This window comes from Amaricoccus tamworthensis (assembly GCF_049800875.1).
Lineage (GTDB): Bacteria > Pseudomonadota > Alphaproteobacteria > Rhodobacterales > Rhodobacteraceae > Amaricoccus > Amaricoccus tamworthensis.
In genome coordinates this window covers 18,606-43,398 of the sequence record NZ_JBNAFV010000007.1, presented here as the reverse complement: position 1 = coordinate 43,398, position 24,793 = coordinate 18,606, and the positions used below count along the sequence as shown (strand labels likewise).

Genomic DNA, 24,793 nt, shown 5'->3' with positions numbered 1-24,793 from the left:
CCTCAGGTGATTGGGAGATCAGGTGGTATCGAGGGGCGTGCGCTGGCTGGAATGGCGCAGCCGCGCCTCAAAAATCTCGAGAGCTTCGCTGGAGACCGAATATTTCTTTCCGGCCCGGATCGCCTCGAGCCGTATGCGCCCGTGGGGCGTCACGCAGCCATGCGTTATCCAGTCGCGGATCGTTCGCGGGCTGCGCCGGTGGCGCGTGGCGACATCTTTCACGGTGAGATAGGCAATTTCATTCATGGGTCTGTACCTCCTGTTGAGGAGGACTTATGCCCCGTCGACATCCACTCAAAATATCTCTGACCGCCAGGTTTGTTTCGGCCCGTCAATCGCAACGGGTCGAGGCAGATCGGCGGTCCTTACTCCCCCTCTCTGATTCTCCGGGACTGCGGCGGCGCATCCACATTCTCATGAAGCCGAGGTGTTCTCTGCACTGCCGCAAGGCGGCTGTGAGCCTGAAGCGGACCCAGAGACCTTTATGTGGTATGGTGTTGACGCGAGGCGAACGCTTTCATCTCGTGCTTCGATGAAGCTGGAGGGGATGAAAGATGCCGACACAATCAGATTTCGACTCTTGGAGTGCCGGCCAAAGCTACGAACACTACATGGGCCGGTGGAGCCGGATGGTGGCGAAAGAGTTCTTGAGTTGGCTTGATCCGAAAAAGTCGGCCGATTGGCTGGAAATCGGTTGCGGAACAGGTGCCCTGACCTCAGAGATCTTGCAGGATTATGAGCCCAACTCGATCCTTGCAACCGACGCGTCCGCCGACTTCGTCAACCACACGCGCGAGACCATCAAGGACCCCAAGGCCAGTTTCAAGACCGCCACGGCGCAAGACCTGCCCGTAGAGGACGAATGCGTCGATATCGTCACATCAGCGCTTGTCCTGAACTTCGTGCCGGATCACCGTGAGACACTGATTGAGATGCGGCGCGTACTGAGGCCGGGTGGCATCCTGTCGTTTTATGTCTGGGATTATCCTGGTGGAGGGGTAAGCTTCATTGATGCTTTCTGGAAGGCTGCGGCCTCACTCGACGAAAAGGCTGTCGATTTGGACGAAGGTGCGCGATTTCCCTTCTGTACGGCAAAAGGTCTGGGTCAGTTGTGTTCGTATGCCGGCCTTCCAGATGCCGATATTGCCCCAATCGAGATAATCACGGAATTTCCCGATTTCGAAGCCTTCTGGTACCCGTTCACCTTGGGGGCGGGCCCGGCTCCCGGCTACTGTAAGAGCCTTTCGGATGAGCACCGCGAAGCCCTGAAGGCACTTCTCGCGGAGAAGCTCGATGAAGGTGGCCCCGTGCGATTGACAGCGCGTGCATGGGCGATGAAGTCGGTCGCGTGGGGCTGAGGCGGTGGCGTCAAGTTCCAGTGCTGCCAGCCATGTTTCAGCCGCGGCCGTTCAATCGTTGGAAGAAGTGGATATTCGGCATCCATTTGATCCCGCATCGCACGTCTTCCTGAGACGTCTGGCGCCGATTTTCGGCTTGCAGCGTTTGGCCCGTTACATCGCGCGTGTGCCGCCTGGCAATGAAAGCTTTCTATATCACCGCCATGAGCGGGATGAAGAGTTCCTGTTTATCCCTTTTTGGTCATGGGCGTGTCGTCAATGGCCCATTGCAGCCGGAAATTTCTCATTCAGACCGGTCCAGATTTTCGGGATGGGACCAAAGCCTCACGGGGGCCGGGCACCCGTAGGGCACCCGGTAGCGGTGGGTTCACGCAAGCGCGAGATTGGTCGCGCTTGCGCGGCCATCGCGGCCGGTTTCGAGTTCGAACGTCACCTTCTGGGCGTCCGAAAGGCCGGTGAGACCGGCGCGCTCGACAGCGGAGATGTGGACAAAAACGTCCTTGCCGCCCGTATCCGTTTCGATGAAGCCGAAGCCTTTTTGGGAATTAAAAAATTTCACGGTGCCATTGGCCATATCCGTGGTCTCCTGTTCATATGCTGCCCGCAGGATGCGACAGCCCGGCAAAGTCAGACTGAGAGATCGACTGAAGCCGGATGAACGGAAGCAGAGGGTCGCAGAGAAAAACGATCACCGCACAGACTTGCGCCCTACCAATGCGATTTGCAAGGGGTGTCTTGCGACGTCGCCAAATTGCTTCACAGGCGATGACCGATGATGGGGCGGCATTGAAAAGGCATCGAGGGATTCCCATATAAGATTTGCGTTATCGCTCTGCCGCGTGAGCAGGCGGGTCCACTTCCGCCCCCGGCCGTGACGCACCGTTTTCCCACATCACGAAGGGGGGACGCTGCCCAAGGCGGCTCCTGGCACAATGCCGTGCCGGAGTGTTCGCCCCGGGTGCACCCCGACCGACCAAGCGCAATTGCGTTCGTTGGTGACGCCGGACACATGGTCCGGTCAAGGATTGGCATGAATTTTAATGAACTTGGGCTGAATGCCCGCATGGTCGCGCGGCTTGACGCCCTGGGACTGACGCAACCGTCCCCTATCCAGAAAGAGGCAATCCCGCAGGCGCTACAAGGCTGCGATATCCTCGGGATTGCGCAGACCGGGACCGGCAAGACCGCCGCCTTCGGCATCCCGTTGATTATGGCGCTGTCAAAGCGGCAGGAACGGCCCGTGCCGCGCTCGGCCCGAGGGCTCGTGCTTGCCCCGACCCGGGAACTCGCGAGCCAGATCTTTCAGAGCCTTCGGGGGCTGACGAAGGATCTGCGCATCACCCTCGTCGTTGGCGGCAAGTCGATCAATGCGCAGACCGAGAAGCTCGCCCGCGGCACCGACATCCTTGTGGCCACGCCCGGCCGTCTGATTGACCTGATGGATCGCGGATCCATCGACCTCGGGCAGACACGGTTCCTTGTTCTCGACGAGGCCGACCAGATGCTGGATATCGGCTTCATCCATGCGCTGCGCCGAATCGCGGCGAGGCTGAGCACGGACCGGCAGACCATGATGTTCTCGGCCACGATGCCGAAGGCTATGGCAGAGCTGTCCCGCCAGTATCTGGACAAACCGATCCGCATCGAGATTTCACCGCCGGGCAAGGTGGCCGACAAGGTCGCCCATTCGGTGCATTTCGTCGCCAAGAACGAAAAGCAGGACCTGCTGACCCGTCTGCTGGACGGGCACCGCGACGACCGGGCGCTGGTGTTTTCGCGCACCAAGCATGGGGCCGAGCGGCTGAAAAAGCACCTCGAACGCGCCGGATTCGCAGCCGCGTCGATCCACGGCAACAAGAGCCAGGGACAACGGGACCGGGCCATCGCTGCGTTCAAGGCGGGATCGGTGCGCGTGCTTTCGGCAACAGATGTCGCGGCGCGCGGAATCGATATTCCGGGTGTGGGCCATGTCTACAACTACGACCTGCCGAACGTGCCCGAAAACTACGTACACCGGATTGGTCGGACGGCTCGTGCCGGCAACAGCGGTCGTGCGATTGCCTTCTGCGCCGCCGATGAAGTGACAGACCTCAAGGCCATCGAAAAGCTGCTCGGCACCCGTGTCGAGACTGCCGGCGGCCGTCCCTGGGATGCGGTGACCGACGCGCCGCAGAAGAAAAGGCGGCCACGTCGGCGTTCGGCCGGCCGTCAGGATCGAATGGCTGCGTGACTTCAGGCCACGGGCGTTTCGAGACATACGACAGAGACTGCGCTGTACCGGCAGCTGACTGCGACCCGGGCAAGCTTTCACAGCGAGGCGGCGCTTTCTCCGCAGGAGGATACTTCAATGAACACTCCCGAATGGCTCAAACCCGGCATCTATGGGGCCGTGATCGGTGCCGCGGTCGTCGGTATCGGCGGCTTTACGTGGGGCGGCTGGGTGACGGGCGGAACCGCGCATGACAGGGCGATGGCGATGTCACATGACGACGTCGTCGCAGCCATGGTGCCGGTCTGCCTCGACATGGCGCAGACCGATCCGGATCGCTCGGCCAAGCTTGCGGTTATTCGCGACACCCAGACCTATCAGCGCCGAAATGCGCTCATGGCGGCCGGCTGGGCGACTGTTCCCGGCGCCGAGGCGCCGAACCGCGACATCGCGCAGGCCTGCCTGGCCTCACTTGACTTCGATGCGTCGCTGGAGCGCCCAGAAGCTGCGGCGGATGAGGGATGAACGGTTTCATCGCTTTGACACGCCAGGAATTCCTCAGCCGTGAGCAGCGGCTTGCCGTTTTCGGCATGGTGAGTTTGATCGCCTTCCTGGCGTTTCCGGTCCTTGCACAAAACGGCACCGGACCAATGCCCGCGAATGCGGAGGCGCGAAGTTATGGCGGCGGTTGGAACTGCGCCCTCGGATACCGGGTGGCCGGCGAGGAGTGTGTCGCCATCGACATACCGGACAATGCCTATGCAACCGGCCGGTCCTACGGTAAGGGCTGGGGGTGTCGGCGCGGTTACGAGGAAGCGGGAGGGACCTCCTGCGCAGTGATCCCGGTGCCGGACAATGCGTTCCTGCGATCCTCCGGCTATGACTGGCAGTGCGGTCGCGGGTACCGGCAGGATCGCGAGGCCTGCGTTCCCATCGTGCTGCCAAACAACGCCTATCTCTCCGACGATACCTCAGGCTCCGGATGGACCTGCGAACGCGGTTTCACGGCAAGTTCCAGCGACTGCGTTCCGATTGCGGTGCCCGAGAACGGCTATCTCACCAATGCGGACTACGGCGACGATTGGGCCTGCGAAAGGGGCTTCTTCGAAGTCGATGGCCGCTGCGATCCCGTCGCGCTTCCGGCGAACGCCTTTCTGGACCCGGCGTCCTACGGGCCCGGATGGCGCTGTGAGCGGGGATTTGAGACCGTCGACACCGCCTGTGTCGCGATCGACCTTCCGGCAAACGCGCATCTCGATCGATCCGGGAACACATGGCGCTGCGATCGCGACTTTCAACTTGCGAATGGGGAGTGCGTTCTTGGACGATAAAACGCTCCGATCAGACCACGGCGACGTCCCCGGCATCCGGATGCGGATCGGATGCCGCCTGGAATACCGGCTGACCCAACCGACACCACTCATCGCCATGTTGAACGTGCACTATTCGCGCTTCGGCGACCTGGAGCGCGCCGATTATCTGGTGACCTCGCCCAGTGTGCCGCTCGAAAGCTATCGCGACGGGTTCGGAAACTGGTGCACGCGAATGGTAGCGCCGGCCGGCGACTTCACGTTGTCCACCGACGGGATCTTCCGCGATTGCGGACTGCCCGATCCGGTCGCGCCTGACGCCACACAAGCGGCTGTCCAGGATCTGCCCTTCGCGACGCTGGTCTATCTTCTTGGCAGTCGCTACTGCGACACGGATCTTCTGTCGGAAGAGGCGTGGCGCCTGTTCGAGAGCACTCCGCCCGGCTGGTCGCGGGTGCAGGCGATCTGCGACTTCGTGCACACAACCGTCTCGTTCGATTACATGCAGGCCAGCGCGACGCGCACGGCGTCGCAAACGCTGGCCGGACGGCAGGGTGTATGCCGGGATTTCGCCCACCTCGCGATCGCCCTCTGCCGTTGCATGAACATTCCGGCCCGCTATTGCACCGGGTATCTGAGCGAGTTCGGCGAACCCGAGCCCCATGCCCCGGACGACTTCGCGGCCTGGATGGAGGTCTTTCTCGACGGACACTGGTGGGTTTTCGATCCGCGCAACAACACGCGGCGCAAGGGGCGCATCCTGATTGGCCGTGGCCGGGACGCCTCCGATGTGCCGCTGACCCAGACTTTCGGGCCGAGTACCCTGACGCAGTTCGACGTCTGGACGTGGGACGCAAGAGATGACCCAGCCGGTACGGCACCTGTGTCTCGGAATTGAACCGGTAGCGTCCCAGCAAAGGACGGGTGTGTTCGTTTGTCGCCGGCTCCCGAGGCCGGCCGCTTTGCCGGTTTCCCCGTCATGTCATCCCAAGTCACGAGCCGTTCTGGAGACCCTCAATGACCACTTCGATCAAGACGACTGCCGTATTCCTGCGACCGTTCCAGCTTCCGAGCTTCAACGAGACCCTTCCGCCGGGCGAATACGAGATCGAGACCCGGCTGCTGGAACCTGTGGACTGGATCGAACCGGGCACCTGGACCTCGTCGGTGCTTGTCCGGCTCCATCCGCGCACCTCGCATCCAGGGCTCAGCCGAACGCTCACCGTGCCGCTCGCCGAACTGGAGCACGCGGTTGCCAAGGACAAGCTGACCGGAAAAGCTCTCACGGATTTCTTTCTCGAGGAGATGCTGGCCGATCCGATGACCCGCCTCGTCATGCAGGCCGACGGCGTGGCCGAGCAGGACCTTCGCGCCCTTTATTCGCCTCGGTCTGAAAGACGGCAGGCAGCGCAAGACAAGCCCTGCAATACGGGAGAGCCCAGTCGCGGGACGCATGACAGCGATGCCGGCCCACGCTCCGGAAGCGCGCGCCCGGGCATCGGAGAATGACAGCCGTGTCGGGCAGACCGGTCGCCGTCCATTTTAGGAACGATGGGGTTCCGCAATGACCAATGACCCGATCGACCTCGACGGCCGCAGGTCCGTTGCGGGACAGCGTGCGTCGGAAATGCGACGGCGCCCTGCGAACAGCCAGCCACCACTTACACTCCCGCATCAACCGCACATTGAAAGCCTCGAAGATCAGATGCTGGCGGAGCCGGCACGGACGTGGGCCGAAGTCCTGAAAAAGTGGCGGTTCCTTCTCAACCGTTACGCGACAACGCCCGAGGCTGGCGATGAGCGCATTCAGAAACTCATCAAGCGTGCGCTTGGCGACATGGAACGATTGAAAAAGCGCGAGGAGCGAAAATGACGATCAAATCAGCGGAGTCCGATTTCGGGACAATTAAGGCGACGGCCGACGTTGCTACCGCGCGGGCCTGCCTGAGATGCAGGTCGACCTTCTGGAGCGAGGGGTTCGGCGAACGGATATGTTCCCGTTGCAAGGGGTCGGCCGTCTGGCGCTCGGCAATTTACGAGGGCATGGCAGACAGACATCGTTATTGACAGCTGTCTTTCTTAACGTGTAATTATACTACAAATGGGGAGGAATTGTCGTGCAGATCACCGGGATCAGCGCTGTCGCCTGCAATGCGCAGATGCGAAACTGGGTCTTTGTCCGGGTCGAGACCGACGTCCCTGGCCTAATCGGCTGGGGCGAGGCGACGCTCGAATGGAAGACGCGCTCGGTCATCGGGGCGATCGCGGACTTCGAGCCGCTGCTCCTCGGGATGGACCCGCGCGATATCGAACAGTGCTTCCAGGTGATGACCCGACACGGCTTCTGGCGGATGGGCGTGATCGGCATGTCAGCGATCAGCGGCATCGAGATCGCGCTGTGGGACATCCTCGGTAAGTCACTCGACACACCCGTCTGGCGCCTGCTGGGCGGCAAGTGCCGCGAGCACCTGCGCACTTACACGCACCTCGGCATGGGCAATATGAGCTCGGTCTACGAGACCAACAGCGCCGACGAACTGGCCGAGCGCGGCCGGCAGGTGGTCGACGCGGGCTATGACGCGGTCAAGGTCGTCTCGATCCCCTATGTCCATTACATCGCGCCCAACCGTGCAATCGACGGCGTCGGCATGGCGATGGATTCGCTGCGGCAGGCGGTAGGCCCCGATGTCGATATCATGGTCGATTTCCACGGCCGCCCGGCCTCGGCGGCGCTGGCTCGAGACTTCCTGCGCGCGCTGGAGCCGGCCCGGCCGCTCTTTGCTGAGGAGCCGGTGCCGCCGGAGCAGATCGAGAGCTGCGCCGAGTTGACCCGCACCTCGCGGATCAGCATCGCGGCGGGCGAGCGGCTGATCGGCCGGGCCGCCTTCGAGGATGCGATCCGCCGGCGGGCCTTTCACATTGCGCAGCCGGATATCGTGCACGTGGGCGGTCTGGGCGAGGCGAAGAAGATCGCGGCGGTCTGCGAAATTGCGGGAGTTGGCGTTGCACCGCACAACCCGCTGGGGCCCATCGCTGGGATCGCGGCGCTGCACTTCGGCGTGTCGACGCCCAACCACATCATCCAGGAAGAGATGGTCGGCGCGGTGCCCTGGTACGACGACGTCGTGCAATGGCCCATCGACCGCAAACCCGGTCGCTGGGATCTTCCCGATAGGCCGGGCCTCGGGCTCGAGGTCGACGAGGCCGAGATTGCCCGTCATCCCTTCGAGCAGGAGGTGCTGCACACCCGCAACGCCGTGATGCCCGACGGCACGGTGGTGGACTGGTGATGGCGGGGCGGCTTCAGGACAAGGTGGCGATCGTCACCGGTGCCGGTCGGGGCATCGGCGCGGCTATCGCTCGCGCCTTTGCCGCCCAGGGCGCGCAGGTGGTGATCGCGGAGATCGACAAAGTCGCCGGAACCGCAGTGGCAACCGAGACCGAGGGGTTGTTTTGCCGGTGCGATGTAACGGATCAGGCGGATATCGACGCGACGATCCGCCAGACCCTCGACCGTTTTGGCCGGATCGATATCCTCGTCAACAACGCGGGTGCCAACGTGTTTCACCGCCCGCACGAGATGCCACGGTCCGAGTGGGCCCGCTGCATGGCGCTCGACCTCGAAGCCGGCTGGGCCATGTCCGAAGCTGTGCTGCCCGACATGCGTGCCCGGGGCGCGGGTGCCATCGTCAACATCGCCAGTACGCATGGCTTCAAAATCATACCGCACACCTTCCCCTATCCCGTCGCCAAGCATGGTCTGATTGGTCTGACGCGATCGCTCGGCATCGAATACGCCGCCGAAGGTATCCGGGTGAACGCCATCGCGCCTGGCTACGTGGATACGGTTATCGCCCAAGCCTACTGGGACACGTTCGAAGACCCTGCCGCCGAACGCCGCAAGGCCGAACAGCTGCACCCGCCCGGACGGATCGGGCGACCCGAGGAGGTGGCCATGACGGCAGTCTTCCTGGCCTCGGACGAGGCCACATTTATTAATGCAGAGACGATCACGATCGACGGGGGGCGATCGGCACTTTTTCACGACTGACCTTGTCAATTCAATGGGAGGAGAAACCATGAAAACCTTGACACTGACTGCAATCGGTGCGGCCCTGCTGCTACCGCTCTCGGTCCAGGCTGAGCACCTCAAGATCGGCTACATTAACAAAATGGGCGATCACCCATGGTTCGTGGCCGAAGTCGCGGGCGCAGCCGAAGCGGCGCGCGAGGGCGGCGCCGAGTTCGTCAGCCAGGACGTTCAGTTCAACGCCGACCTCACGATCACAACGCTCGACACTATGATCGGCGACGGTGTGGACGGCATCGCCATTGTGGTGCCCGACCGGGCGCTTGGCCCGGTGGTCGCCGCTCGCGCCGCCGAGGCCGGTGTGCCGCTGATCGCGGTCGATGACGACATCCAGACCGAAAACGGCGATCCCGTGCCCTATGTCGGCCTAAATGCCTTTGCTATTGGTGAGAATGTCGGCAAGGAACTGGCCGACTTTTACAAGGCCGCGGGCTGGGACAAGTCATCCGTCGGCATTGTGTCGATCGAGGACCGAAAGGCCGACACCTGCATGCAACGCAATGGCGGCGCGGAAAAAGCTCTGCTCGAGAACTCGGATCTGACCGAAGACCAGATCGTGCGTGCCGCCTATGACAACACGATGGTTAACTCCATCGACGTCATGACCACGACGCTGACCGCGAACCCGCAGTACGATCACTGGATTTTCTACGCCTGCAACGATGACGGGGTGTTGGGCGCGGCGCGGGCGATGGAGAACTCGGGCTATCCGGCGGACGCGGGCATCGGCATCGGGATCGACGGCAGCCGCTCCTGCGATGCCTTCGGCAACGGGCGCGAGTCTGCCTTCAAGGGCACGATGTGGCTCAACTCGGCCAACCATGGCCGCGACGCGGTCAAGCTGCTGCTCGCCGCGATCCAGGATGGTGAGGAGCTGCCGCAGGCGACCTATTCCGACCCCGAGTTCATCACGCTGGACAACTTCGGCGACTACTCGGACCGGCTCTGCAGCTAAGCCGGGACGGCGGGCGGCGGTCTGCGCCGCCCGTCTCACGTGAACCTGACGCACAAGGGAGAAGAGCCCGTCATGAGGACACTATTCCTGCGCACCAGGGGGCTGACACGGCATTTCGGCCCGGTGCGCGCGCTCACCGACATCACGCTGGACGTGCGTAGCGGCGAGGTTCTTGCGCTCGTGGGCGAGAACGGCGCGGGCAAGTCCACGATGATGCGGCTGCTTGAGGGGGTCTTTCCGCCGTCTCGGGGCAGTATCGAGATCGAGGGCCGCGAGGTGCGCTTCGCTCAGCCGCGGGAGGCGCATGCGGCGGGCATCCGGGTGATCCACCAGGAGCCCGAGATCGTACCCGACCTCACAGTGGCCGAGAACATCTTTACTGGCGACCTGCCGCGCAGGGGGCGGGTCTTCCTCGACTGGTCGAAGCTCTACGCCGACACCGCCGCGCTTCTCGAGACCTTCGGCATGGCGGGCGAACTGCGGCCGCGCCAGCTGTGCGCGGGGCTGGGGCCAGCGCAGCGGCAGATGATCGAGATCATGCGCGCGGTTCAGGCGGGCGGGCGGATGATCGCCTTCGACGAGCCGACCTCGTCGCTGACCGACGAGGAGACGGGGCGGCTGTTCGACATCATCCGCAAGTTGCGGGCGGAGGGCGTGGCGATCATCTACATCTCGCACCGGCTGGCCGAGATCACCGAACTGGCCGACCGGGTGGCGGTGCTGCGCGACGGTGAACTGGTGGACGACCTGCCCGCCGACGGGATCACCGAGCAAAAGATTACCCGCCTGATGGTGGGCAGGCCACTGTCTGACATGTTTCCGGACCGCGCGGCCGCCACAGGCGATGTGGTGCTCGAGGTCGAGAATATTACGACGGAGCATGTCACGGACGTTTCGCTAAACCTGCGGGCGGGTGAGGTGCTGGGTATCGGCGGGCTGATCGGCGCGGGGCGGTCCGAGTTGGCCAAGGGCATCTTTGGCTTCCATCGCCGCCGCGCCGGACGGGTGCTGATCCACGGAGTTGAGCTGCCCTCGGGCGACACCGCCGCGGCCATCGCGGCGGGTATCGGGTTCGCCCCAGAGGATCGCAAGGAGGAGGCGCTGCTGCTGATGCAGACAATCCTCGAGAACGCGGTGCTCTGCGTGCCGCAGAAGGTGTCGAGCGGCGGTTTCTTCAGCCGTTCCAAGGCGCTGGAATTGATCTCGGGCATCTCGAAGCAGATGCGGCTCAAAGCCTCGTCGCTGGACGCGCCGATAACGTCGCTCTCGGGCGGCAACCAGCAGAAGGTGGTGCTGACCCGGTGGCTGGCTTCGGACCTGAAGGTGCTGATACTCGACGAGCCCACGCGCGGCATTGACGTGGGCGCGCGCTCTGAGATTTACGACCTAATCCGCAATCTCACCGACACCCAAGGGTTGGGCGTCATCGTCATATCTTCCGAGCTGCCCGAGCTGCTCGGGCTCTCCGATCGGGTGCTGGTCATGGCCGACGGCCGGATCCGCGCCGAGTTCGACCGCAACGATGCCAGTGAGGAAGCCGTTATGGCCGCGGCCATAACGCACGGGTCGGCCGAGGCCTCGGCACAACTTGAAGGAGTAGGTCAATGACCGAGCAGACCGCAGATTCTGGGCACGGAGGGTTCAGCATGCACCGTGTCACAGAACGTATCGGAATTCACAACATCAGCCTGCTGGTGGCGCTGGTGGGGTTGCTCGTAATTTTCGGCGTGCTGCGCGGCGACGTCTTTTTCTCGACGCGCAACCTGCTGAACATCGGCATGGGCGTGGCGATCTTGGGTGTACTGGCGATCTCGCAGACCGGGGTGATCGTCTCGGGCGGACTCGACATCTCAGTCGGCTCCATCGTGGGGCTGACGACCGTGGCCACGGCCATGGCGATCCAGGCCACCGACATGGCGGGCGTGGGCCTGCTGGCGGGCATCGTTGTCGGCGGACTCGCCGGGCTGGTGAACGGGCTGCTCATCACCTACGGGCGGATCAACGCGGTGATCGTGACATTGGGGACCATGGCGATCTTCCGCGGTATCGCTTTTATCCTGTCGAACGGGCAGTCGATCTCGATCTTCAACGACGCCTTCCGCTGGATCGGCACTGGCCGCATACTGGGCCTGCCCGCGCCGCTCTGGATCCTCGTCGCCGTGGCAATCGGCTTCTACGTCTTCATGCACAAGAGCATCGTCGGCCGGAACTACTATGCCATTGGCGGAAACGCCATCGTGGCGCGGCTATCGGGGTTGAACATCCCCAGTTACCGGGTGGCGATCTACGTCGTGTCGGGCATCATGGCTGGCGTGGGCGGCATCATGCTGGCGGCACGGACCGGTTCGGGGCAGCCTATCTCGGGCTCGGACGGACTGGAACTCGAGGCGATCACTGCCGCTTTCCTCGGCGGTTGCGCGATGCAGGGTGGCCGTGGCACGGTGGTCGGCGCACTGCTGGGCGTGGCGATCATCGGGGTGTTGAACAACGGCATGATCCTGACGGCAGTCCCTACGTTTTACCAGATGCTTGCCAAGGGGACACTTCTGATCCTCGCGGTATTTCTCGCGGAATACCGGCTGAACAAGAGCTGAGGACGCATGGCGATTAACAGGACAGGACCGCTGCGAAGCATACCTCCGCGCCAACGTGAAATGGTGACCAGTACGCTGGCACGGAGAATCCTGTCGGGCGAATTTTCGCCCGGCAGCCGTCTGCCGACAGAGGCAGAGTTGAGCCAGGAGATGGAGGTCAGCCGGACGGCCCTGCGCGAAAGCGTGCGGATGCTCGCCGGCAAGGGTCTGATCGAAAGCCGTCCACGCATCGGAACCGTCGTGTTGCCGTCAGAGCAGTGGAATCATCTCGACAGCGATATCCTTGCCTGGCGCGAACGCCTGCCTCCGGACGCCAGCTTCATCCGTTCCTTGACCGAAGCGCGGCAGGTCATTGAACCGGCTGCCGCCGAAATGGCTGCGTTGCGCGCTGACGGGACGGACCTTGGGCGTATCCAGACCGCATACGACCGCATGTGCGCCGGTGCGACAGGCGACATCGAAGGAACCGTCGAGGCGGACGAGGACTTCCACCAGTCTATCCTTATGGCGTCAAAAAACGACATCTTCGCCAATTTCGGTGCTGTTATCGGATCGGCGCTGCGCATGAGCTTCCGCCTGACCACGCGCGCGTCGGAGAACCTTGAGGCCTCGCTGGAAACGCATGGCGCCGTACTCGAGGCGATCCGGATGCGCGACGCCGACAGCGCGCGTGAATTGATGACCGGGTTGGTTGCGCTCGCAGCGGGGGAACTGAACCGTATTGCTGCGTTCGAAACGGGCAACCCGGGAAATCACCCGTGACCGCCCTCCCTTCTTTTGGCCATGATTGAGTTGTCCTCCGACAGGCTCAACCTTTCGGTCGATCCGGATCAGGGCGCGTCCATTCGGTCGCTTGACCTCGTGACCGCCTCTGGCCGTCTGCCCATTCTGGCAGCAGCCTGTCCAAGCCCGCAGGACGCAGGGCAATCTGCGTTGTTCCCTATGTCGCCCTTCGCGAACCGGGTGCGTGACAACCGTCTGACCATTGCAGGGCGCACTGCCGATCTTTCGCCCAATACCGACGATCCGCTCTGCCTGCACGGTTGGGCGTGGCATCGTCCGTGGCACGTCGCGCAGGTTGAGACGGATCAATGTCACCTGACCCTGCGCCTGCTCGATCACGGCTATAACTTGAGCCTTGGCTATCGGATGCGACTTTCGGAGACGGGCTTGACCCTGAGCCTCCGGGCCGTGAACGACGGCTCTGCTACCGTTCCAGTCGGGCTGGGGTTTCATCCCTTCTTTCCGAGGCATCCCGACACCACGCTTCGTTTTGAGGCCAGTACACTCTGGCCCGAAGGCCCTGGTCACCTGCCAATGGGACACGTCCCCGTGCCGGACGCCGCCGATTACAAGCTGGGGCGCAGTCTACCGGCGGGTTGGCGCAATGAATGCTATTCTGGTTGGAAGGGCACCGCAAACATCAGTCAACCCTGCCTTGAATACGATCTGACCCTCACTTCAATCGGCACGACGGTCTTGATGTTCTACGCCGACCCAGCGCTGAACCGCTTTGCCGTAGAGCCGCAATCGCATGTCAGCGGCGAAACGCACACTGGGCCAAATGGCCTGACGGCCTTGCGCCCTAAACAAGAGTACCGGATTGCAATGACCCTATCAGTGCATCCGCACAGTTCGGGCCCGCTGCATAAACAAAATGTAGCAACCTGACATTGCCTCCGCCGCCTGAGTCGCCTCATACTGGGGATCGACGAACCTGCGCCTCTGGTTGATGAGCGCCGAGGATACGGTCATCGCCCTCGTCAGAGACCCGCGCGGCGCGGCCCAGCAGGCAAACGCTGAGTTCGAGCCTGTCCTGTGAAACCTGCTCGCACGCGCAATAGCCCGGCCGCGTCAAGAGCCATCCTGTGGCCTGCATTGGATTGAGCGCGTGATGCTGCAAGCGGCCCTCAGAGCCCACCCCAGGCGTCGTTACTCGACCATTGGTTATCTAAGTCCGATAATCTTTGAGGAGCGGGCTATGAAAGCTTAAGTTGCCGTCCACGAAACCGGCAGCAGGCCAAACCGCAACAAGCTTGCTGCCGCCTTGGCCAACAAGCTGGCGCGAATGGCGTGGAGCATTTTGAGACACAAGACGGCGTTTGACGGGCCCAGAGACGAGGTTGCTGTCGGCGTATAAGCCGGATCGACCCAGAGGACTTCGCGACTGACAGAAAGCATGAAACGGAACAATTACGCCCCCAGAGTCTGACGGCCCATTCGGTCAATTTGGACCTTGCCGCTAATTAGACCACGGCGCGTGCGTAACCCCAACAGGGCCACGACCCGCGTGTCGATCAGTAGGCCGGATACGTATGAGCGACTTCCGAGAACATGCCAGAAATTATTTGCGAACAGCAGTCGGGACATACATATGGGCCGAATAGTTTTTGAGTGGTTCCCGTAAACATTGGGATATTCTGCAGTAGTAAGGTTGGAGTATGTTGGAAGTCTGCGTTGACACTCTTGAAGGAGCCCAGGCCGCAATAAACGGCGGTGCGGGACGTATAGAACTCTGTTCGTCACTATCTGAGGGTGGATTGACGCCATCCGCCGGATTGATGAGGGCTGCGGCTGGATTGCCAGTGCCCTGCTACGCGATGATCCGGCCACGTAGCGGCCTTTTTGTATTTTCCGATGCCGACACGAATATCATGCTGGCTGATATCGCCATTGCCCGCGAAGCAGGCTTGGCGGGTGTTGTTCTGGGCGCACAACTCTCAGATGGAACGCTGAACATGGCCGTCCTGGAGCGACTGGTCACGGCAGCCGGAGGACTCGGCAAGACGCTGCACCGTGTGATTGACGTGGTTCCCGACCCGTTGGTGGCCATGGAACAGGCGATTGCACTTGGCTTTGAACGCGTTTTGACGTCCGGCGCGAAACCCCTCGCACCGGACGGGGTTCACCTCATCCGAAAGATGGTTTCTCAGGCCGCCGGGAGGATATCTGTAATGCCCGGATGCGGCCTCACGCCGGAAAATGTTTCACATGTACTTGCGGTGACCGGCGCAACCGAGGCTCATGCCGCCTGCCGCAGAGCTGTTACGGGGGATCCGGCATTTTCGGATTTCGATCCGCCGGGGGGTCGTTTCGAAACATCCGAGACCGAAGTACGAATGATGGTCGCCGCACTCGGCGCAGCGTAGTGGCCGTCTTCCGTCCAGGACCGGCGCGGGTTCAAATCAGAAGCGTCAACATTTTGGTACGACATCCAAAAGCGCGTTCCATGCACGGGTCTCATTTCCCCCGGCATCGGAAATTCGTCAGATGGCTCTTGCCGGAGGCAGATGATCCGTCAGGGCATTCGATCGCTGAGCGGTCTGATAAACAGGTGTCGAAGGCGGACCACCGGGCGCCGGTCAGGTTACCGAACAGGCGTCCTTCTCACACGGGTCGACCTTTGAAACATGGTGGGACCAGTGTTGGAGACGCAGTGCAGCCTGGCCCGGTTTGGTCGGATTTGGGAATGGCTTCGTGTCCGGTACCTGCGGGCAACGCCTCGATACCGTGCCGGATCATGTCTGATCTGATGCGAAGGAATGCCGAATGGGCGGCGGCGTAACACCATGCCTCTCCCGCTTCTTCCAGTACGTCCCTTGCGGACTGCATTTCGGCAAGGGCCGGTGCGAGTCCCGATGGTTCGTTCCTGAGCATGCTTAGTTTCGCCCGTGCGTTTGCCATGTTGCAGGAAAGCACGCCCCATTTTCGCGGGTAGTCTGGGCGGGTCCACCAGGCTGTGGCTGCCTCCCACCAGCCAATTGACAGCTGCAGCCGTTCGCGGAACTGCATTCTCGTGATCTGTTGCCGGTCCCGGGCCAAATGATTGCCGAGTTTCGCCGCCGCCCTTGCGTAGCGCACGGGTGGACCATTCAGGGCCGCCGCGTAGACGCCCTGTTTCAGGAAGGAATCCCGCGGCAGGAGATCATCCACTTCCGGCTCCACCATCTTAAAGCCGCGCAGGTCCACGCCATAGAGGTGACGGCGCGTTCGGCGTGGCGGTGCTGGTGGCAGAAAGGGCGTCCCCTTGGCTGCCAGTTTTTGCGCGAGTGCGCGGACCTCCTCAATGACCGTGGCTGCAGCGTCGAAATCGGCAAGCTCAAGAAAGTCCGCCGTTTTCACGTATCCGTAGCGGGAGGCGTTGCCCAGACCATCCAGACGTTCGTGAATATCGCGAAGCCGTTCCATTCCCGTCCGCAGATGTCCCATCAGATCGGCTGTCGTGGCGCCCGGACTGGCAGCCTGAAAACCCTGCGTCAGGGCCTCCAGCACCGTTTCGGGAACGCTGGATATCATGAGCCGGTCCAGACGTTCCGACATGTCGCGCTTTTCAAGGGCCTCTTCCAGCCGTTTCCTACGCGCGCGGCGGGTGTCGAGGCTTTCATCGACGCCGAATTGCTTCAGGAACGCGGTGCGGCTTTCCAGCAGTGCGCGTTTTGCCTGCCCCGACCATTCCGCGAGGTGCGCGTTTAGTTGCGCTCGCAGGTGCCGCTGAATATCCACGATGTCGGAAGACGGGTTGGTTTCAAGAAATTCGCCAAGAGTGAACAGCATATGCGGCGGCATTTCCTGTTCGGGTGCGGTCCGCTTCGGCTTCGGTTCATGCTCCTCAAGCAGCCTGTCCCGGTTGCCGGTTCCGTAAAGATCGTGCCTGATCCAGTCGTCGGCCGCGTTCAGGGCCGCGGCGAGTCCGTGCCGGACCCGGGTCCATACTTCGCTGGAACGGAAGATTGTGCCGTCCGGCCAGGTTCTTTGCATCACCATGTCCGCGGCACCGGCCGACCAGCCATCCGGGTTTACCCTGGCCACCAGCATGTCAACACCGTCAAATCTGAGTTTCAGGCTCCTGTACAGAAGAGACCGGGCCTCAAGGATTGTGTCGCGAAATTCCGCGACATCGCTCTCTATGGACCACTGAACATCCACCCGGTCAATTTCGACGTCCATGGCGTCAACTGCCGAACTGATTTCATCACCGGACAGCGTCTCCATCAAACCTTGGGCGGCGTCCCGAACATTTTCCTTTTTCACCGGTTGACGACTGTTGATATCCGCAATGCCGAGCGCCAGCAGCGTGGTTGGGCTTAGTGAAGCATGTTTCATCTGGACCTCCGGAATCACCCAAAAACTGGTGGGTGCATTATAAACCCGTGATGCAACAGCTTCCCGGACCGCGACAAAACTCCGGGGTCCGTTTGAGCCGGCTCAATCCGGACCGGCGGCAACGATCAGTGCACGTTCGACGCGGCCAACAAATGCCTTGCAGCCTCCCTCCGACGGCACCTGTCTCATAGTGAGCGCCCGGGGAACGCCGCGAAATCCCCCATCGCCCTGATATGTGATTTCTGCACCTTGGCGCCGATCCCACGAATGCGCATGTCCTCCATCATCCGCGCACGCAACGGCAAAATTTTTTCTTCAGTCCTTTCGTCCTCCTTTCTGTCGATTGAGAGGTCACAGCATCAGAAAGGCGCGCCCATTCCCACGGTGCACCACAATCAAACCGGCGACCGACGCCAGTTATGGGCGCAAATGCCGCACAAGCGGCTTCTTCCTCTGGCCGCCTGCAACGACGGGTGTCAAACCTGAACCGAGCAGCAGTACCTCAGGCCTGTCGTACGCAGCGTTTCCGATACCGGTGGACACATGACGGTCCACTGGTTTGGGATTTGCAGTGTGGCGCCGCAAGGTCGGTGAGCAAAAATGACGACCGGATGGAAAGCGGAAGACTTGTCGCGTTTCAAAAATCACGACGGAACAAATATGGACCATATTGATATGGGAAGTCGCAGATGGCCACAGTATTGCTTATTCTTTCCGTGCTGGGTTTGCGACCCGTCGAACTTGAGCTTGCCGGGGAGCGGCGCGGTGCAGGCCATGATGTGATGACGCCGGAGCTCTTCGATGGATGAGTAGCCGCGACCTGTGATGGCGGGCTTGCAATTCTCAAGGACATCGGACTTGAAGCCGCCGCAGAGCGCGCTTTGCAAGTGGCTGACAGGCAATTTTACAGCCGTGTTCTTGCACGCGTTTCGATGAGAGCTGGAACGGTGGCGCGCGCATGTGCGAAAAAACCAGACGCCAGCGGTATTCTGTTCATCGCCGGTCCGGCAACGTGACCTGAGTTGGTGGCCGGCACACCGGTTCAGGTGCATGCGGCAAAGCCTGAATCCTTCGACGGGGAGGAGGTATTCGATGAATGGTGTGCCTAAAAGCCGGGAGCGAAGCTGGAAGAGTATCGCTATGATGGCGTTGTTCATTATCTTCTCGATCCATCTCTTCCCGATTTTTGGAGGCGGCCAGCAGGTAGTGCAGGGGACGGTGCCTTGAGTTCCTGACCAGGTTTCATCACTGAATGCACAATGGGTGCTACGGCTGATCTCCGACAATACGCACGCACGGCCGCTTCATCCGTCTCCTCCCGGTCTGCATGTGGCCGGTGCATGCCGGTGCCGTGAATGTCAGAAGTGGAGCGCCGCGTTGCAACATCCGATCGTAAGGTTGACCGGCATCAAAGGGCCGGTCGCCACTCGTCCGGTGTGGCGGCAACCGGACTTTCCAAGCAGGCGCAAGAGGGAATGCGGCGACGTAAAAAGCCGACTTCCGGATGGCCGCAAGGCCACCTTTTGTTTCGCAGTACGGTAAGGCCCCTGGATCCTCTTTAATGAAGCTTGAGCCAACAGACGTGACGCCTCGTCATAGTATTGGGATGAACGCGCGAATTCTGATATTGTCCCACCATCGATGACAAATTCTGATTAAAAAAGAAATCATGGATCGACTTTGTTTCAACGGGTTCATCCTGGACTGTCGGAGGCGGATGCTCTTTCGTGAGGGGGAAGTTGTTCCGATCGGGTCCCGTGCTTTCGATCTTCTGGAGACGCTGGTGTTTCGGCGCGACAAAGTCGTGCCACGGGACGAACTTATGAGGGTCGTCTGGCCTGACACGGTGGTCGGCGACAACAATCTGAACGTACAGGTCGCCAATCTGCGTCGGGCTCTGGGTCCGGAAGCGATTGTCACCGTCCCGGGCCGTGGACTTTGCTTCGCCCTCGACGTTTTGTCGCACGGCCCGGATCTGGCGCTTCCGGACAGGCCATCGGTCGTCGTGCTGCCGTTCGAAACCATGGGCGGTGATCCTGCTTTAGACTGGCTCGCCGATGGGTTCGTCGAGGATATCACCACGGAGCTTTCCCGCTTCCGCGATCTTTTCGTCGTCGCCCGCAACTCCGCCTTCGTTTATCGCCAGATGCCGCGTGACCTGAGCGCGGTCGCGCGCGAGTTGGGAGTGCGTTATGTCGTTGAAGGCAGCGTGCGGGCAAGCGTCGACCGGGTTCGGGTCACGGCGCAGCTGATCGACGCGGCCACGGGCGGGCATGTGTGGGCAGAGAGCTTCGACCGGGAGATGGCCGATCACTTCGAGACACAGGCGCGGGTTGCGCGAAGCATCGTCACCTGCCTCTCGCCGCAGATTGACCGGGCCGAGGCCAAACGCATAAGCGTCGTTCCCCCCAAGGATCTGACCAGCTATGGTATCGCCCAGCGTGCCTGGTTCGCGATCTCCTCTGGCGAAATGGCCTATGATCCGGGTCCGCGCGACGCGGCCGCGGACATGGCGCAACAGGCTCTGGCGCGCGACGCGCGGTCTGCGCTTGCATGGCGGGTTCTGGCCTGGGTTGCCTGGTGGAATGTCTACCACGGCACAACCGACAGCGTTCCTGACACACTGGCCGCAGGCATCGACGCCGCGACACAGGCCATTACCATCGACAAGACGGATTATCAGGCTCGCAGGCTCCGGGCACAGTTGCACTTCATGAAACAGGATGTTTCGGCGGGTCTCCCTGAATTGCGGCAGGCCCACAGGATGAACCCGAATTGCGCCGTGACCTTGTGCTGGCTTGGGTTTTATGAGGCGATCAATGGTTGTGCAGAGATTGGCGTGCCCTTGGCCGAGGCCGGTCTCAGGCGCTCTCCGCGGGACCCTGCCCGTGGTTCGATGCTCTGCGCCCTTGGGTTTGCACAGTTTGCAGCGCGCAATTACGACGCCACGGCAATCGCTGCGGAGGCTGCCCTGGCCGAGGCCGCGCAGAGCGCGACGCCGTTGATCCTCGGCACCATCGCGTACGTTGGACAGGGTCGGATTGAAAAGGCTGCCGGGACATTTCAGGCCGTCGAGCGCATCGCGCCCAAACTGGTCGAGGCCCGCCTTGCGGGACGCTGGCTGAGCGCGAACCCGGATTACCTGGCGCGCGCGCACACGTTCTTCCGTGTCGCCGCCGGTCTCGCGCCGCCACAGGCGGCGGAAGTACTGGGCTGACACTGCCGTTTTAGATCTTTTTAGTCGGGCAAGTGGACAGACTGCGACGGGTGGGAAATGCTCAGCCGCATGTGGTCCAATGCTCTCCCGGTGGGGAGGAACTTTTGAAACTCAAATAAAAAAGGATTTATGGAATGCCCAGGAAGTTGACGTATCTCCAGCCACTTCTTCTTTCAGCAGCTGTCGCAATTTGCGCAACCATGGCCAGTGCCGACGAGCCTGTGATCCTGCTGCACGAGGACCTCGCCTGGCGCTCCATGGGCAACTCGGGAATGGAGATGGCGATCCTGACAGGTGACCCCGCGAAGGCAGCTCCCTATTCCTTCATGGTCAAGGTCCCACAGGGCACACGGCTGCCGCCACATGCCCATCCCGACGCGTGGCGCCACAGCACCATAATCTCGGGCACGCTCCTGTGGGCCTTTGGTGATAAGTTCGACGAAGCGTCGATGGTCGCTTTGACTCCCGGCAGTTTCTGGACCGAACCTTCCGGGGCGAACCATTTCGGGTGGGCGCGGGACGGTGACGTGCTTGCCGTCGGCACGGCCATGGGCCCAAGCGGCATGGTTCCGGTCGGCGTGGATTGAAGTCGCGGCCCAAAGAGGTGGACGCAAAGAAACAGGGGGCACAAAACATGCCATTGCAAATAATCGGAAGCGGCTTTGGCCGGACTGGCACGATGTCGACGAAGATGGCCCTTGAACAGCTTGGCTTTGGGCCGTGCCATCATATGACCGAAGTGATGGGCGATCCGGAACAGCCCCCGTTCTGGAAAGCGCAGGTGGCCGGCGAAGCTGTTGACTGGCAATCCGCCTTCGCGAAATACACCGCTCAGGTGGACTTTCCGTGCGCCGCTGTCTGGCCGGAACTTCTCCGCGCTTTTCCCGACGCCAAGGTCTTGCACACGGAAAGACCGGAAGAGGAATGGTGGGCCAGCTACTCAACGACCATCGGCAAGTTCTGGCAACACTACAGAACCTTGCCATTGCCGCCGGAACTGGTGAATCTGTTCAGCACAATGGAGCAGTTGCTCGTGAACGGTGTCTTCGGCGGCCTGCAACGCGAAACATGCATCACGGCCTATCGGCGCAACAATGCCTTGGTCCGTGAGACGGTTCCGGCTGACAAACTGCTGATTTTCACCCCGTCGGACGGTTGGGACCCGCTGTGCCGGTTCCTAAGCGTTCCCGCGCCAGAGGGGGAGTTTCCCCGCAGCAATGCGCGGGACGAATTCTGGGCGCTTTTCGGGGGTGAACCTGAACCCGCCTAAATTCCGATCCGCCTGAACCATGTGCGAACCGATCATCCTCGCACACGCAGTATCGAAAAGAGAACATGGCATGGCCGAGACATCAGGACAGAAACCGCACAGGCCAATGGCCGGCTTTGGGGTGCACACGCTCGCGACTGGGCCGAGATGCAGGAAGGGCAGTTCGCGGCGGTATTCCACGCCGTCCTCGCCAACGCGGAGGTCGGCCCGGGAACACGACATCTCGACGTGGGCTGCGGCGCGGGCATGGCGGCAGCGCTTTCGACCACGCTTGGCGCGGTGGTGTCGGGACTCGACGCCTCGGACGCCTTGTTGGAAATCGCGCGGGAGCGCAGCCCCGGCGGCGATTTCCCGCAGGGCGATCTTGAGGAATTGTCCTTCGACGATGACAGCTTCGATCTGGTCACCGGGTTCAATGCCTTTCAGTTCGCAGGCGATCCGGCGCGGGCTTTGCGCGAAGCTGGACGGATGACGCGGCCGGACGGCAGGGTCGTGATCATGACGTGGGGCGAAACCGCAGGTATGGAGGCGGCTGGACGTGTTGCGGCTCTCAAGCCGCTGATGCCGCCGCCCCCGCCCGGCGCTGGCGGGCCCTTTGTACTGTCGGAAGAGTCGAACCTGCGTGCCTTTGCCACAGCCGACAGGTTAACTCCGCTCGAAGTGGCTGATGTGGACTCCCCATGGCACTACCCCGATCTTGACACGGCTCTGCGCGGCATGAAATCTTCGGGCGTGGCGGTTAAGGTGGCCGAGCATTCCGTCGAGGCCGCCCTAACCGCCGCCTCGACGCAGTTTCTGATGCCGTTTCAGAAATCCGATGGCAGCTTTTTGTTTGGTGCGCGGGCGCGATACCTGGTCGCTGCTGTTGGACACCTTTTACACGGGCCTCATCTGACGGGGCAGTCTTTCGGTCATTAAAAGGAAGGCCACATGACACCCATACCCCAGGCATTTGCAGTCGGAGCCATTGTGATCGGCGCTGCAATCGGGGCGGTCAGTGTGATGGGCCGGGATATTCCCGATCTTGCGGTACCCGAAGGGCCGTGGCAGGCGTCCAGCGCGCTGGACGGGCGCGTCTTTTACACGGTCGACAGGATCGCGGACTCCGATGACGTCCTACACGACGAATTGCACTTCGTGGACGGTCGATTTCAGTCTGCAATGTGCCAAAAGTACTGCGATTTCGGGTGGTCGGATTATCAGGTGAAGCAGGTCAACGGTGCGCTGCAGTTTACGGCGACGACACGTTGCCCCCACGCTCCGCATACTGTTGTTTGGTACGGCACGGTTGATGATGACAGTCTTCGCTTCCAGGGCACGTGGACCACGCGACGCTGGTACTGGACCCATCAGATATACTTCGAAGGCCGAGGGACGTCTACGGCACCGGCAGGCCCGGTCTCCGGTACATGACCGCGCCGTCCGCCCAACCGGTCTCCCGAGGCTTGGCGCGCCTCGCCCTGCGCGTCGTCGTATTGGTGGCGCTGGTCGTCGTGGCGACCTTGACGGCGCATATTGTGCGGGACTCGCTGGACATTCGGATCGTGCCTGAAAACGAGCAGCAGGTTCATCAAAGTATTATGGTCGGTACGGTAGCGTTCATCGTGCTGCTTGCCCTTCCGTTTGTTCCGGGCGCCGAGATCGGTCTGGCGATGTTGACAGCCTTTGGCGCCGCCATTGTGCCCGTGGTCTATATCGGGACCGTGCTTGCATTGTGTCTATCCTACACGATTGGTCGTATCGTACCGATTTCGGTGCTTGTACGGTTTCTCGGTTTGCTGCGGATGCGACGTGCGGCGGATCTCGTGAGACGTGCGGCGCCCCTGTCCGAGGAGGAGCGTCTGACGATGCTCCTCGATGGCGCACCGCCTCGCCTGGTGGCTCTGGCACTCCGTCGTCGCTACCTGTCCCTCGCTCTGGCGCTGAACATCCCCGGAAACGCTTTGGTGGGCGGCGGCGGCGGTATCGCCCTCCTTGCGGGACTGAGCGGTCTGTTCGCTCCGCTGCCAACAATCCTGGCTTTCGCAATCGCGGTCTGCCCAGTTCCTCTTACGATAGCGATATTGGGCAGTTGAGCTTGTCGAGACGCGTCGACTCCGCTTCGCGTTGCCAACCAGACATTGGCAAGTAACACCTGCTGCTCCACTTTCGTAAACGCTGTGCGGCGCACCAATGACCGGTTCGGTGAAGCTGCTCTGCGGCACTTATTTGTGGAGTCGGCGGCAGCTGTGGGCCGCCTGCGAAGACGACCCAAAAGCGTTAAATTTCTACGGCCTCCAAAATCGCCAGTGCGTCTTCGAGTTCAACTGGGATATCGCATGGTACCTTCCATCATTGTATATCCGGGAAGGAGTTGCACTGCGCACAGGTTTCCGGTTTTCCGGTAATTTTGGGCGACCCCGGCGCGCCCCTTTAGTGTGTGCCACAGCAGCCGGGCTCCAGACCGATGGACGAAACCCGGTCGGGTACGCCTGTCAGGATAGGGGTCCACGTGCTTTGGTCTTCCCAATCGAAGGGGGTTTGGGAACCGCGCGTGCCGCGGCGAACGGGCAGGCCCATGGTGTCAAGCTTGGTGACAACGCGCGATCCAGTTTTACCGGTGGCGCCAATTACGAGGATCGGTTGGTTGGTCATGGTCATCTCCTGTGGTGAGCCGAAAGCTGATTGGTTGTGTCGAATTGGAAGGG

The 24,793-nt window shown here is 61.7% G+C and carries 25 protein-coding genes and 1 pseudogene; 22 read left to right on the top strand and 4 right to left on the bottom strand.

Annotated elements, in window-relative coordinates; translation table 11 throughout:
* Positions 1 to 18: 18 nt before the first annotated feature.
* Positions 19 to 246: a DNA-binding protein gene (locus ACP15P_RS12895; RefSeq protein WP_424928877.1), complete on the bottom strand. Its 228-nt coding sequence runs from the start codon at positions 244 to 246 to the stop codon at positions 19 to 21.
* A 308-nt stretch (positions 247 to 554) separates the two neighbouring features.
* Between ACP15P_RS12895 and ACP15P_RS12890 the strand changes: the two genes are divergently transcribed.
* Positions 555 to 1,358, top strand: a complete 804-nt coding sequence (locus tag ACP15P_RS12890; RefSeq protein WP_424928876.1) for a class I SAM-dependent methyltransferase — start codon at positions 555 to 557, stop codon at positions 1,356 to 1,358.
* A gap of 367 nt (positions 1,359 to 1,725) precedes the next feature.
* Here the strand turns inward: ACP15P_RS12890 and ACP15P_RS12885 are convergent, their stop codons facing one another.
* Complete coding sequence (locus tag ACP15P_RS12885; protein WP_424928875.1) at positions 1,726 to 1,932, bottom strand: cold-shock protein; 207 nt, start codon at positions 1,930 to 1,932, stop codon at positions 1,726 to 1,728.
* A gap of 456 nt (positions 1,933 to 2,388) precedes the next feature.
* On the opposite strand from ACP15P_RS12885, the gene ACP15P_RS12880 reads away from it, so the two are divergent.
* From ACP15P_RS12880 to ACP15P_RS12810, 15 genes and pseudogenes are all read left to right on the top strand, one after another.
* Complete coding sequence (locus ACP15P_RS12880) at positions 2,389 to 3,588, top strand: DEAD/DEAH box helicase (protein ID WP_424928874.1); 1,200 nt, start codon at positions 2,389 to 2,391, stop codon at positions 3,586 to 3,588.
* A 117-nt stretch (positions 3,589 to 3,705) separates the two neighbouring features.
* The gene (locus tag ACP15P_RS12875; RefSeq protein ID WP_424928873.1) at positions 3,706 to 4,092 is read left to right on the top strand and encodes a hypothetical protein; all 387 of its coding nucleotides are present in this window, start codon (positions 3,706 to 3,708) and stop codon (positions 4,090 to 4,092) included.
* Positions 4,089 to 4,898 (top strand): hypothetical protein, encoded by an 810-nt coding sequence (locus tag ACP15P_RS12870; RefSeq protein WP_424928872.1) that lies wholly within the window; start codon positions 4,089 to 4,091, stop codon positions 4,896 to 4,898. Before ACP15P_RS12875 ends, ACP15P_RS12870 begins: the two co-directional genes overlap by 4 nt.
* Before the next feature lie 34 nt (positions 4,899 to 4,932).
* Positions 4,933 to 5,775: a transglutaminase-like domain-containing protein gene (locus ACP15P_RS12865; RefSeq protein ID WP_424928981.1), complete on the top strand. Its 843-nt coding sequence runs from the start codon at positions 4,933 to 4,935 to the stop codon at positions 5,773 to 5,775.
* Between the two features lie 119 nt (positions 5,776 to 5,894).
* Positions 5,895 to 6,386 carry a hypothetical protein gene (locus ACP15P_RS12860; protein WP_424928871.1) on the top strand — a complete coding sequence of 164 codons (492 nt, stop codon included), beginning with the start codon at positions 5,895 to 5,897 and terminating at the stop codon, positions 6,384 to 6,386.
* A gap of 55 nt (positions 6,387 to 6,441) precedes the next feature.
* On the top strand, positions 6,442 to 6,750 hold the full coding sequence (locus tag ACP15P_RS12855) for a hypothetical protein (protein ID WP_424928870.1): 309 nt from the start codon (positions 6,442 to 6,444) through the stop codon (positions 6,748 to 6,750).
* Positions 6,751 to 6,994: 244 nt separating this feature from the next.
* Positions 6,995 to 8,167, top strand: a complete 1,173-nt coding sequence (gene dgoD, locus ACP15P_RS12850; RefSeq protein ID WP_424928869.1) for a galactonate dehydratase — start codon at positions 6,995 to 6,997, stop codon at positions 8,165 to 8,167.
* Positions 8,167 to 8,928, top strand: a complete 762-nt coding sequence (locus ACP15P_RS12845; protein WP_424928868.1) for an SDR family oxidoreductase — start codon at positions 8,167 to 8,169, stop codon at positions 8,926 to 8,928. The genes dgoD and ACP15P_RS12845 overlap by 1 nt, the downstream gene beginning before the upstream one ends.
* 28 nt (positions 8,929 to 8,956) lie before the next feature.
* Entirely contained in the window at positions 8,957 to 9,922 is a 966-nt protein-coding gene (locus ACP15P_RS12840; RefSeq protein WP_424928867.1) for a substrate-binding domain-containing protein, read from the top strand.
* A 72-nt stretch (positions 9,923 to 9,994) separates the two neighbouring features.
* Positions 9,995 to 11,530, top strand: coding sequence for a sugar ABC transporter ATP-binding protein (locus tag ACP15P_RS12835; protein WP_424928866.1), 1,536 nt, complete (start codon positions 9,995 to 9,997; stop codon positions 11,528 to 11,530).
* Between the two features lie 38 nt (positions 11,531 to 11,568).
* Positions 11,569 to 12,516: an ABC transporter permease gene (locus ACP15P_RS12830; RefSeq protein WP_424928865.1), complete on the top strand. Its 948-nt coding sequence runs from the start codon at positions 11,569 to 11,571 to the stop codon at positions 12,514 to 12,516.
* A gap of 6 nt (positions 12,517 to 12,522) precedes the next feature.
* Positions 12,523 to 13,278, top strand: a complete 756-nt coding sequence (locus ACP15P_RS12825) for a FadR/GntR family transcriptional regulator (protein ID WP_424928864.1) — start codon at positions 12,523 to 12,525, stop codon at positions 13,276 to 13,278.
* A 21-nt stretch (positions 13,279 to 13,299) separates the two neighbouring features.
* On the top strand, positions 13,300 to 14,187 hold the full coding sequence (locus ACP15P_RS12820; RefSeq protein ID WP_424928980.1) for an aldose epimerase family protein: 888 nt from the start codon (positions 13,300 to 13,302) through the stop codon (positions 14,185 to 14,187).
* A gap of 43 nt (positions 14,188 to 14,230) precedes the next feature.
* Positions 14,231 to 14,338 (top strand): annotated as a pseudogene (locus ACP15P_RS12815) (hypothetical protein); the annotation flags it as partial.
* 619 nt (positions 14,339 to 14,957) lie between these two features.
* Positions 14,958 to 15,665, top strand: a complete 708-nt coding sequence (locus tag ACP15P_RS12810; protein WP_424928863.1) for a copper homeostasis protein CutC — start codon at positions 14,958 to 14,960, stop codon at positions 15,663 to 15,665.
* A gap of 238 nt (positions 15,666 to 15,903) precedes the next feature.
* On the opposite strand, the gene ACP15P_RS12805 is transcribed toward ACP15P_RS12810, so the two are convergent.
* On the bottom strand, positions 15,904 to 17,619 hold the full coding sequence (locus ACP15P_RS12805) for a hypothetical protein (RefSeq protein ID WP_424928862.1): 1,716 nt from the start codon (positions 17,617 to 17,619) through the stop codon (positions 15,904 to 15,906).
* 1,717 nt (positions 17,620 to 19,336) lie between these two features.
* Between ACP15P_RS12805 and ACP15P_RS12800 the strand changes: the two genes are divergently transcribed.
* The 6 genes from ACP15P_RS12800 to ACP15P_RS12775 all read left to right on the top strand — a co-directional run bounded on the left by ACP15P_RS12800 (position 19,337) and on the right by ACP15P_RS12775 (position 24,181).
* Positions 19,337 to 20,836: a winged helix-turn-helix domain-containing tetratricopeptide repeat protein gene (locus ACP15P_RS12800; RefSeq protein ID WP_424928861.1), complete on the top strand. Its 1,500-nt coding sequence runs from the start codon at positions 19,337 to 19,339 to the stop codon at positions 20,834 to 20,836.
* 134 nt (positions 20,837 to 20,970) lie between these two features.
* The gene (locus ACP15P_RS12795; RefSeq protein ID WP_424928860.1) at positions 20,971 to 21,423 is read left to right on the top strand and encodes a cupin domain-containing protein; all 453 of its coding nucleotides are present in this window, start codon (positions 20,971 to 20,973) and stop codon (positions 21,421 to 21,423) included.
* A gap of 47 nt (positions 21,424 to 21,470) precedes the next feature.
* Positions 21,471 to 22,106: a sulfotransferase family protein gene (locus tag ACP15P_RS12790; RefSeq protein WP_424928859.1), complete on the top strand. Its 636-nt coding sequence runs from the start codon at positions 21,471 to 21,473 to the stop codon at positions 22,104 to 22,106.
* 147 nt (positions 22,107 to 22,253) lie between these two features.
* Positions 22,254 to 23,024, top strand: coding sequence for a class I SAM-dependent methyltransferase (locus ACP15P_RS12785; RefSeq protein ID WP_424928858.1), 771 nt, complete (start codon positions 22,254 to 22,256; stop codon positions 23,022 to 23,024).
* Between the two features lie 12 nt (positions 23,025 to 23,036).
* Complete coding sequence (locus tag ACP15P_RS12780) at positions 23,037 to 23,519, top strand: hypothetical protein (protein ID WP_424928857.1); 483 nt, start codon at positions 23,037 to 23,039, stop codon at positions 23,517 to 23,519.
* Positions 23,516 to 24,181: a hypothetical protein gene (locus tag ACP15P_RS12775; protein ID WP_424928856.1), complete on the top strand. Its 666-nt coding sequence runs from the start codon at positions 23,516 to 23,518 to the stop codon at positions 24,179 to 24,181. The genes ACP15P_RS12780 and ACP15P_RS12775 overlap by 4 nt, the downstream gene beginning before the upstream one ends.
* A 337-nt stretch (positions 24,182 to 24,518) precedes the next feature.
* On the opposite strand, the gene ACP15P_RS12770 is transcribed toward ACP15P_RS12775, so the two are convergent.
* Positions 24,519 to 24,740 (bottom strand): SDR family oxidoreductase, encoded by a 222-nt coding sequence (locus tag ACP15P_RS12770; protein ID WP_424928855.1) that lies wholly within the window; start codon positions 24,738 to 24,740, stop codon positions 24,519 to 24,521.
* Positions 24,741 to 24,793: the final 53 nt, after the last annotated feature.

Coding starts and splice junctions, on each gene's coding strand:
- ACP15P_RS12890 (WP_424928876.1), top strand. CDS start 555: ATGCCGACACAATCAGATTTCGACTCTTGGAGTGCCGGCCAAAGCTAC.
- ACP15P_RS12895 (WP_424928877.1), bottom strand. CDS start 246: ATGAATGAAATTGCCTATCTCACCGTGAAAGATGTCGCCACGCGCCAC.
- ACP15P_RS12870 (WP_424928872.1), top strand. CDS start 4,089: ATGAACGGTTTCATCGCTTTGACACGCCAGGAATTCCTCAGCCGTGAG.
- ACP15P_RS12875 (WP_424928873.1), top strand. CDS start 3,706: ATGAACACTCCCGAATGGCTCAAACCCGGCATCTATGGGGCCGTGATC.
- ACP15P_RS12820 (WP_424928980.1), top strand. CDS start 13,300: ATGATTGAGTTGTCCTCCGACAGGCTCAACCTTTCGGTCGATCCGGAT.
- ACP15P_RS12855 (WP_424928870.1), top strand. CDS start 6,442: ATGACCAATGACCCGATCGACCTCGACGGCCGCAGGTCCGTTGCGGGA.
- ACP15P_RS12805 (WP_424928862.1), bottom strand. CDS start 17,619: ATGAAACATGCTTCACTAAGCCCAACCACGCTGCTGGCGCTCGGCATT.
- ACP15P_RS12885 (WP_424928875.1), bottom strand. CDS start 1,932: ATGGCCAATGGCACCGTGAAATTTTTTAATTCCCAAAAAGGCTTCGGC.
- ACP15P_RS12840 (WP_424928867.1), top strand. CDS start 8,957: ATGAAAACCTTGACACTGACTGCAATCGGTGCGGCCCTGCTGCTACCG.
- ACP15P_RS12790 (WP_424928859.1), top strand. CDS start 21,471: ATGCCATTGCAAATAATCGGAAGCGGCTTTGGCCGGACTGGCACGATG.
- ACP15P_RS12810 (WP_424928863.1), top strand. CDS start 14,958: ATGTTGGAAGTCTGCGTTGACACTCTTGAAGGAGCCCAGGCCGCAATA.
- ACP15P_RS12800 (WP_424928861.1), top strand. CDS start 19,337: ATGCTCTTTCGTGAGGGGGAAGTTGTTCCGATCGGGTCCCGTGCTTTC.
- ACP15P_RS12785 (WP_424928858.1), top strand. CDS start 22,254: ATGCAGGAAGGGCAGTTCGCGGCGGTATTCCACGCCGTCCTCGCCAAC.
- ACP15P_RS12775 (WP_424928856.1), top strand. CDS start 23,516: ATGACCGCGCCGTCCGCCCAACCGGTCTCCCGAGGCTTGGCGCGCCTC.
- ACP15P_RS12880 (WP_424928874.1), top strand. CDS start 2,389: ATGAATTTTAATGAACTTGGGCTGAATGCCCGCATGGTCGCGCGGCTT.
- ACP15P_RS12825 (WP_424928864.1), top strand. CDS start 12,523: ATGGCGATTAACAGGACAGGACCGCTGCGAAGCATACCTCCGCGCCAA.
- ACP15P_RS12830 (WP_424928865.1), top strand. CDS start 11,569: ATGCACCGTGTCACAGAACGTATCGGAATTCACAACATCAGCCTGCTG.
- ACP15P_RS12835 (WP_424928866.1), top strand. CDS start 9,995: ATGAGGACACTATTCCTGCGCACCAGGGGGCTGACACGGCATTTCGGC.
- ACP15P_RS12845 (WP_424928868.1), top strand. CDS start 8,167: ATGGCGGGGCGGCTTCAGGACAAGGTGGCGATCGTCACCGGTGCCGGT.
- ACP15P_RS12780 (WP_424928857.1), top strand. CDS start 23,037: ATGACACCCATACCCCAGGCATTTGCAGTCGGAGCCATTGTGATCGGC.
- ACP15P_RS12860 (WP_424928871.1), top strand. CDS start 5,895: ATGACCACTTCGATCAAGACGACTGCCGTATTCCTGCGACCGTTCCAG.
- ACP15P_RS12795 (WP_424928860.1), top strand. CDS start 20,971: ATGCCCAGGAAGTTGACGTATCTCCAGCCACTTCTTCTTTCAGCAGCT.
- ACP15P_RS12770 (WP_424928855.1), bottom strand. CDS start 24,740: ATGACCAACCAACCGATCCTCGTAATTGGCGCCACCGGTAAAACTGGA.